We start from the raw sequence: 4423 nt of genomic DNA, 5'->3' as shown, positions 1-4423 counted from the left end.
CACGCGAGCCACGCCGGGCGGGTTCACCGCCCGGCGTGGCTCGCGTGCTGTGCGTGAGGGCGCCGTCGCGCGGTGTGAAGCGCTCTCGTTGTCGAGTATGTTCACCGCTGAAACACTGTCACCATGTGTTTCCGGCCAGTCTCCTGGCATATTCACGGTCGCGCTTGGCCGAAACACTGCGCCGCCCGGTGGCCGTACGGACGGGGCGCGGTCGGCGGCCCCACAGCCCGCGGGGCGGTCGGCCGCGCCCCGGGAGGGCAGGGCGCGCGGCCGCCGGTCCGCGGGTGCGGTGCCTACCGCTTGACGACGGCGTCGATGCGGGCCAGCTCCTCCGCGTCGAAGTCGAGGGCGCGGGTGGCCGCGACGCTGTCCTCCAGCTGCCGCGGGCTGCTCGCCCCGACCAGGGCGGAGGTCACCCGGCCGCCGCGCAGCACCCAGGACAGCGCCATTTGCGCCAGGCTCTGGCCGCGGGACGCGGCGATCTCGTTCAGCGCGCGCAGCCGGCCCACCAGTTCCTCGGTGAGGGCGTCGGTGTTCAGGAACGGGCTGTCGCTCGCCGCCCGGGAGTCCTCGGGGATGCCGTCGAGGTAGCGGGCGGTCAGCAGACCCTGCTCCAGCGGGGAGTAGGCGATGGAACCGACCTGCAGCTCGTCCAGGGCGTCCAGGAGGCCCTCGTCCTCCGGGCGGCGGTCGAGCATCGAGTAGCGCGGCTGGTGGATCAGCAGCGGGGTGCCCAGCTCGCCGAGGATGCGGGCGGCCTCGCGGGTCTGCTCCGCGGAGTAGTTGGACACGCCGACGTAGAGCGCCTTGCCCTGCTGGACCGCCGTGTGCAGGGCGCCCATCGTCTCCTCCAGGGGAGTCTCCGGGTCGAAGCGGTGCGAGTAGAAGATGTCGACGTACTCCAGACCCATCCGGTCCAGGCTCCGGTCCAGCGAGGACAGCAGGTACTTGCGGGAGCCCCATTCGCCGTACGGGCCGGGCCACATGAGGTAGCCGGCCTTGGTGGAGATCACCAGTTCGTCGCGGTACGGCGCGAAGTCCGCCTTCAGCGCCTCGCCGAGCGCGGACTCGGCGGCGCCGGGCGGCGGCCCGTAGTTGTTGGCGAGGTCGAAGTGGGTGACGCCGAGGTCGAAGGCGCGGCGCAGGATGGCGCGCTGGGTCTCGGCCGGGCGGTCCGGACCGAAGTTGTGCCACAGGCCGAGCGAGAGCGCGGGGAGCTTCAGGCCGCTGCGTCCGGTGCGCCGGTAGGGCATGTCCGCGTAACGGTCGGGGTGTGCGGTGTACAACGCGACTCCAGAGGGGTTGGCACAGGTCTCGGCGGTTCCGTCGAACCGCCGTTCCACTCTGTCGTGGCCCGGGGGCAGTGGTCCAACAGAAGAATCCGATGGGATTCAGCGGATACGCTTCTCAATCATGGAACTGCGCCATCTCCAGCACTTCGTCGCCGTCGCCGAGGACCAGCACTTCACCCGGGCGGCGGAACGGCTGATGGTCTCCCAGTCGGGCCTGTCCGCGTCCATCCGCGCCCTGGAGCGCGAACTGCAGACCCCGCTGTTCGTACGGACGACCCGCAGGGTGACGCTCACCGAGGCCGGGCGGGCCCTGCTGGCGGAGGCCGAGCGGATCCTGGCGCAGGTGCGGGCGGCGCACGAGGCGGTGGCCGCGGTGCAGGGCGTGCTGCGCGGCACCCTCGCGCTGGGCGCCGAGCAGTGCATCGCCGGGGTGCACGTGGCGGAGCTGCTCGCGGCGTTCCGGCGGCGCCACCCGGACGTGGAGATCCGGCTGCGGCAGTGGGGTTCGGCCGCGCTCGCGGAGGAGGTCGCGGCGGGGCGGCTGGACCTCGCCTTCGCCTACCGGACGGAGGCGGACTCCGACCACCTGCGGTCGGTGCCGCTCACCAGCGAGCCGATGACCGTGCTGTGCCACCCCGGCCACCGGCTCGCGCGGGCCGGGGCGCCGCCCACCCCGCGCGACCTGGCCGACGAGGTCTTCGTGGACTTCCACCCCGACTGGGGCCCGCGCCGCACCACCGACGCCGCCTTCGCCGCCGCCGGGGTGCGGCGCACGGTGGCGCTGGAGGTGAACGACGTGCACAGCCTGCTCGACCTGGTCGACGAGAACCTGGGCGTCGCCGTGGTGCCGCGCCACTTCCGGCACAAGCGCGAGGCACTGACCGCGCTGCCGCTGAAGGACACCGGCGAGTCGGCCTACGAGACCGTCGCCCTGGTGCCGGCCCCGCGGGCCACCAGCCCGGCGGCGCGGGCGCTGATGGCCCTGCTGGACGACGGGGGCGCGTGAGGGGCGGCGATGCGCGAGGGTGGACCCATGCATGCCAAGGACATCCTCATCGACGGCTTCGGCCGCGTCCGCGAAGAGGTCCACGCCGCCGTCGAGGGCCTGGACCCCGACGACCTGGGCTTCCGGCCCGCCTCCGGCGCCAACTCCGTCGCCTGGCTGGTCTGGCACCTCACCCGGATCCAGGACGACCACGTCGCGGACGCCTTCGGCCTCGACCAGGTGTGGCTCTCCCGGGGCTGGGAGGAACGCCTCGGGCTCGCTCTGCCCCGCCGTGACACCGGGTACGGGCACGATCCGGTGAAGGTGGCCGAGGTGCGGGTCGGCTCCGCCGACCTGCTGACCGGCTACCACGACGCGGTGCACGAGCAGACGCTCGGGGCCCTGCGCGCGCTGACCGCCAAGGACCTGGAGCGGATCGTGGACGAGCGCTGGGATCCCCCGGTCAGCCTGGGCGTGCGGCTGGTCAGCGTCCTGTCCGACGATCTGCAGCACGTCGGACAGGCCGCCTACGTACGGGGACTGCTTCAGAGCGCGGACGCGTAACCGGGCAGGACCACGTCCCGGATCAGGGCACCGCGCTCGTCGAACGGCAGGAACGCGCTCTTCACCGCGTTGACCGTGACGGTGCGCAGGTCCTCGAGCGTCCAGCCGGCCTGCTCCACCAGCAGGGACATCTCGCGGATCATGGTGGTGCCCGACACCAGCCGGTTGTCGGTGTTGAGGGTGACGCGGAAGCCGAGGTCCTTCAGCGCGGTGACGGGGTGCTCGGCGATCGAGGTCGCGGCGCCGGTCTGGAGGTTGGAGGTGGGGCACATCTCCAGCGCGATCCTGCGGTCGCGCACCCACCCGGCCAGCCGGCCGAGCTTGCCGGCCGCGAGGTCGGGGATGTCGTCGGTGATCCGCACCCCGTGCCCGATGCGCTGGGCGCCGCACACCTGGAGGGCCTGGTGGATGCTGGGCAGGCCGTGGGCCTCACCGGCGTGGATGGTGAAGGGGACGTTCTCGCGGCGCAGGTGCTCGAACGCGTCGAGGTGGTCGGCGGCGGGGAAGCCGTCCTCGGCGCCGGCGATGTCGAAGCCGACGACACCGGCGTCCCGGAACGCCACGACCAGGTCGGCGATCTCCCGCGTCCGGTCGAACATCCGCATGCCGCACAGCAGCGTCCCGACCCGCACCGGCGTGCCCGCGGCCGCCGCCTTGGCCATGCCGGCCGCGAGCCCCTCCTGCACCGTCCCGACGACCTCGGACAGGGTCAGCCCGCCCTTGGTCATCAGCTCGGGGGCGTAGCGCACCTCGCCGTAGACGACGCCGTCGGCGGCGAGGTCGAGCACGTACTCCTCGGCGGTGCGCAGCAGGCCCTCGCGGTGCTGCATGACGGCGAGGGTGTGCTCGAAGGTGGCTATGTAGCGGACCAGGTCGCCGGAGCCGGCGGCCTCGACGTACCAGGCGGCGAGTTCGTCGGGGTCGGTGGTGGGCAGGGTGTGGCCGACCGCGTCCGCGAGCTCCACCAGGGTGGCGGGGCGCAGGGCGCCGTCGAGGTGATCGTGCAGCACGGCCTTGGGCAGCCGGCGGAGGGTGTCGGTGTCGATGCGGGGCTCGGTCATGGGCGGTGCGTTCCTCGGCAGGTGGTTTCTCGGGGGCGAAGGGGTCGTTCGGCGGGCTGGAGCAGGTCCCAGCGGTTGCCGTACAGGTCCCGGAAGACGGCGACCGAGCCGTACGGCTCGTGGCGCGGCTCCTCCAGGAAGGCCACGCCCGCGGCGGCCATCCGGGCGTGGTCGCGGGCGAAGTCGTCGGTGTGCAGGAAGAAGCCCACGCGTCCGCCGGTCTGGTCGCCGACCCGGGCGCGCTGCTCCTCCCCCTTGGCGCGGGCGAGCAGCAGTCCCGTTCCGGTGCGCCCGTCGTCCGGTGCGACGACGACCCAGCGGGAGCCGTCGGGCCGGGGCGTGTCCTCGGCGAGCCGGAAGCCCAGGGCCTCGGTGTAGAAGCGGATCGCCTCGTCGTAGTCGTCGACGACGAGGGTGACCAGGGCGACGCGTCTCATCGTGGCCTTTCGGAAGGGGGGTCGACCGGAGAGGTTATACGTAAAACTACCGGGCGCGCCAGTCCCGTCCCACCGGCCCCGCCC

5 protein-coding genes are annotated in these 4423 nt (G+C 73.0%); 2 read left to right on the top strand and 3 right to left on the bottom strand.

Annotation, left to right across the window (positions count from 1 at the left end):
• Positions 1 to 293 precede the first annotated feature (293 nt).
• Positions 294 to 1286 carry an L-glyceraldehyde 3-phosphate reductase gene (mgrA, locus tag B7L92_RS27720; RefSeq protein ID WP_081240088.1) on the bottom strand — a complete coding sequence of 331 codons (993 nt, stop codon included), beginning with the start codon at positions 1284 to 1286 and terminating at the stop codon, positions 294 to 296.
• Between the two features lie 127 nt (positions 1287 to 1413).
• Here mgrA and B7L92_RS27715 point away from each other — a divergent pair, with 127 nt between their 5' ends.
• Positions 1414 to 2298 (top strand): LysR family transcriptional regulator, encoded by an 885-nt coding sequence (locus tag B7L92_RS27715; RefSeq protein WP_081240087.1) that lies wholly within the window; start codon positions 1414 to 1416, stop codon positions 2296 to 2298.
• A gap of 27 nt (positions 2299 to 2325) precedes the next feature.
• Positions 2326 to 2841 (top strand): mycothiol transferase, encoded by a 516-nt coding sequence (locus tag B7L92_RS27710; protein WP_081240086.1) that lies wholly within the window; start codon positions 2326 to 2328, stop codon positions 2839 to 2841.
• Here the strand turns inward: B7L92_RS27710 and B7L92_RS27705 are convergent.
• Entirely contained in the window at positions 2823 to 3902 is a 1080-nt protein-coding gene (locus tag B7L92_RS27705; RefSeq protein WP_081240085.1) for an adenosine deaminase, read from the bottom strand. The two genes, B7L92_RS27710 and B7L92_RS27705, sit on opposite strands and share 19 nt — an antisense overlap.
• Positions 3899 to 4339, bottom strand: coding sequence for a VOC family protein (locus B7L92_RS27700; RefSeq protein WP_081240084.1), 441 nt, complete (start codon positions 4337 to 4339; stop codon positions 3899 to 3901). Before B7L92_RS27700 ends, B7L92_RS27705 begins: the two co-directional genes overlap by 4 nt.
• Positions 4340 to 4423 lie beyond the last annotated feature (84 nt).

Origin of the sequence: Streptomyces viridosporus, assembly GCF_002078235.1 — a bacterium.
GTDB lineage: Bacteria > Actinomycetota > Actinomycetes > Streptomycetales > Streptomycetaceae > Streptomyces > Streptomyces viridosporus.
This window is presented reverse-complemented; position numbering and strand designations above follow the sequence as displayed.

Excerpts from the sequence above, each read along its gene's own strand:
- B7L92_RS27715 (WP_081240087.1), top strand. The coding sequence starts at position 1,414 with ATGGAACTGCGCCATCTCCAGCACTTCGTCGCCGTCGCCGAGGACCAG.
- B7L92_RS27710 (WP_081240086.1), top strand. The coding sequence starts at position 2,326 with ATGCATGCCAAGGACATCCTCATCGACGGCTTCGGCCGCGTCCGCGAA.
- B7L92_RS27705 (WP_081240085.1), bottom strand. The coding sequence starts at position 3,902 with ATGACCGAGCCCCGCATCGACACCGACACCCTCCGCCGGCTGCCCAAG.
- B7L92_RS27700 (WP_081240084.1), bottom strand. The coding sequence starts at position 4,339 with ATGAGACGCGTCGCCCTGGTCACCCTCGTCGTCGACGACTACGACGAG.